We start from the raw sequence: 3,037 nt of genomic DNA, 5'->3' as shown, positions 1-3,037 counted from the left end.
CTGCTCAGTCCGCCAAAAGCTGCCGACCGCTGGGCAATTGACCTGCGCAAAATGCCCTGAAAAATGAAAAGTTGGTCCCTCAAAACGTAATTTCTTACGCTTTTGCGCAAGCCTGGTGCTGAGCGATCGAGGCGCCGCAGACCTATAGTCTTTGCAAGTCCCCCCGTCATTCGGGCGCCCCTCGACGATTGCCGAGCAAGCCGAGGTCGGCCATGTAGGCGCGCATCTGGCTATGCTTCGCGGCGCCGAACTGGCGAGGCGATAACTGAAACTCAGCCCAGAGCAGGCAGAACGCGATCGCCGCGGCCCCCTGAACTGATCCAGCCAGCATGACGGCTCGATGTACCTCTGCCAGGCCAGAGCAGCCTTGCCGTGCATCCATTTCGGCTTGGGCAGCGGCTCGTATGCCGGCAGATGGCCGGATGACGCTGCGATGCCGTGCCGGTCCGCGCGATAGGTGGCCGTGACGAGATGCAGGCGGCCGGGAAGCGGTCTCCTTCCGCGTCTCAAATCAGGCCTCCCGGAACTTTAATTCGCCAGAGCGCGAAATTTGGAGCCACGCGGTCCAGCAAGGGTTTGCGCTTGGCGTTGAGACCTCCCCCCGCCAACTTTTTAGTTTGAATTTCTTCCCGATGCCAACGAAGTGCCCGGGCGGGTTCCGCCTTGGACACGGGATCGGTCGTGGTGGTCCCCCGGGTCATCACAGGCCTCCGAACTCATCGTCGGCGAGTGCGCCCGTCTCCCGCAGATGTTCCTTCACCTCGTCCATCGACATCAACAAGACGTTGGGCTGTCTCTCGCGCGCAGGCTCTAACCCTTCTTCCTTTTCTTCCCGGAGAGAACTTTCTGATGGTGATGCTGATGGTGATGGCCATTGGCAAAACGATGCGTTTGCCATCTCGTCGGATGCGTCTGCCATGGTTGTGCCATTGGCATCCGAAATGGTTCTGCCATGCGGTCGCCACTTGGCCTCGGCACCTTTCCGCCCGGCCGCGACCTTCTTTTCACGCTTGGCGGCCGCGCCAGAACGTTCATCATCGAGCCTGCGGATGCTGTCAGACATGAGTGGGCCGATGGCCTTCGCAACGTCTTCCCACTTGTCGGGATCGACGCCGGTAATGCGCATGAGGCGAGTGGCATCTTCAGGCAGCGATCCATGCTGCCACCAATGCCTGCGCAGGCGCTCGTAGCAGCCAAACTCTTCGGGGCTCAGATGCCCTGTCAAAGCCGTTTCAGTGCCTATGTAGACGGGCATCCATGGGAGCTCGCTCATGCCGTCGCGCCCTCCCTGAAGGTGTTCCCGTTGACGAACGGCGCCAGGACGACCATCGGGATCTGGCGGTCGACGGAGCCGAAGCGCCAGTCGGCGATCGGCAGCGTGAACCGACGGGTGAGGAAGTGAACAAGGATGTTGATCGGCCTATCGCCGTCGACCTCCACAAAGGGCAGCATTGGCCGCCTCGAGGCGATGCATTCCTCCTCACCGTCATCGCCGGTGACGATCATGCCTATGTGATAGTAGCCGCGGTGCTGGTGGTCCTCCCACACATAGCCGACGCCGCGACCGACAGAGGTCTCGCCGTCTTCAGGATCGTAGATGAAAAGCGACTGTTCGAAGCTCGGCAGTTGCCATTTCGACGTGAAGGCCAGCGCGGCGCCGATGCCTCCCAAATCGGACACGATGTCCGAATTGAGCCCGGACCGGGCAAGCTGCATCAGCCGGCGCGCGCGGCGTTCATGGATGTTGGCGCGACTGAGGAACGGCAACCACTGACCATGCTCGCAGGCAACCTTTGCCGTGACAAGCATCTGGCCGGCGTCGAGCGCCCTGGAAACGCTTGTGCGCTCCGCCGTGTCCGATTCTGCCGCAGCTTGGCGCACTTGCTCGGCGAGATCGGCGAGGCTGTTGGACAGCAAATCGGCACTGTTCAGTTTTCCTTGAAAATGAGCAGGATTACCGCTATTTTCCTGAACACTTGAGCTGCTTGAGAAGTCCCCCGCAACGCCCGTCGATTGGTCCTCGGCGGGCGTTCGCTTTTCAGGATGTGCCATCGTCGACACCTCCGCTTCGCACAAGATTGGCCAGCCGGATGGCTTCGATCGCCTCGGCCGTCGTCATCGGGAACTGCGACTTGAGCCACGGCACCGCCGCATGTCCGCGCTGCTCCGCAGGCACTTCGACCAGGCGTCGAGCGCCCAGCGAAATGACCTCCGAGTGTTCGTGATCGAGGCCGGTCATTCTGGGCCTCCGTCGCGCATCCAAGCCGTTGCATCCCGAAGGATCATTGGGCCGGGGTCTTCCTGGAAGATCACCCTCGAGGCGCCGACCTGGACGAAATACACCTCATCCGGTGAGAGACCTGCCAAGAACGGGGTCTGACTGGCGAAGTCATCGAACCCCAAGCACAGTCTATCTGCTGCGTCCTCGTCGTCGCGGCAGCCAATGAACAGCATGAAGCCGACAACGCGCTCGATCAGCGGAGCGTACTTGCCGGGGTTCGAACACATCGACTGCCAGGCCTTGGCGTCGGGCTCCCAGCGCGTTTCTGAGGGTGAGAGGTCGATCCGTTCCATCAGGCGGCGGCCCTCCGAACGAACCGAGCAGCGAGATGCCGGCAATAATCGGCACGGGGATATTTGACGGTTTTGCCGGTCAGTCGAACAAACTCAGGACCCGTCCCGCGGTGGCGAGCTTTCTTGACTGCGCCAAGCTCGACGCCTTGGATCGACGCTAAGTCGGCAGGAGAGAAAAAAGCGGGTAGGGTTTCGTCGGTCGCGAGAGCTTCATAGAGCGCAACGCCGCTAAGACCGGATGCTGCCCAGAAGCTTAGCCGGGCATTGAACGCCCGGGCGGTATCAGTCGGTTCCATTTCGTCGCCTTTCGGGTTGTTGAGGCGACTGGAAAATCAAACCAACGAGTGGCTAGAACACTACGGGTTTCTAAGAAAGTCTCCGCATAGGAGCGCACAGCGGCGAATTTCTGGCTCGAACTCTTCCTCCGTAAAGGCGCCGATCTCCTTCACGAACTTCTCATACG

At 60.8% G+C, this 3,037-nt stretch carries 5 protein-coding genes; all 5 read right to left on the bottom strand.

Translation table 11 applies throughout. The annotated features are described in order from the left end of the window. Positions 1-700: 700 nt before the first annotated feature. Entirely contained in the window at positions 701-1,273 is a 573-nt protein-coding gene (locus tag EOA24_RS32480; protein WP_127257395.1) for a DUF1376 domain-containing protein, read from the bottom strand. Beyond that, positions 1,270-1,917: a hypothetical protein gene (locus tag EOA24_RS32475; RefSeq protein WP_127410503.1), complete on the bottom strand. Its 648-nt coding sequence runs from the start codon at positions 1,915-1,917 to the stop codon at positions 1,270-1,272. Before EOA24_RS32475 ends, EOA24_RS32480 begins: the two co-directional genes overlap by 4 nt. Before the next feature lie 121 nt (positions 1,918-2,038). Continuing rightward, positions 2,039-2,239: a hypothetical protein gene (locus tag EOA24_RS32470; protein WP_127256530.1), complete on the bottom strand. Its 201-nt coding sequence runs from the start codon at positions 2,237-2,239 to the stop codon at positions 2,039-2,041. Further along, complete coding sequence (locus EOA24_RS32465; RefSeq protein ID WP_127256532.1) at positions 2,236-2,574, bottom strand: hypothetical protein; 339 nt, start codon at positions 2,572-2,574, stop codon at positions 2,236-2,238. Before EOA24_RS32465 ends, EOA24_RS32470 begins: the two co-directional genes overlap by 4 nt. Continuing rightward, entirely contained in the window at positions 2,574-2,870 is a 297-nt protein-coding gene (locus EOA24_RS32460; protein WP_127256534.1) for a hypothetical protein, read from the bottom strand. The genes EOA24_RS32465 and EOA24_RS32460 overlap by 1 nt, the downstream gene beginning before the upstream one ends. Positions 2,871-3,037 lie beyond the last annotated feature (167 nt).

Origin of the sequence: Mesorhizobium sp. M2A.F.Ca.ET.039.01.1.1 (assembly GCF_003998035.1) — a bacterium.
Taxonomy (GTDB): Bacteria; Pseudomonadota; Alphaproteobacteria; order Rhizobiales; family Rhizobiaceae; genus Mesorhizobium.
Note: the sequence above shows the minus strand (reverse complement) of the source record. Positions and strands in the feature narration are given on the sequence as shown.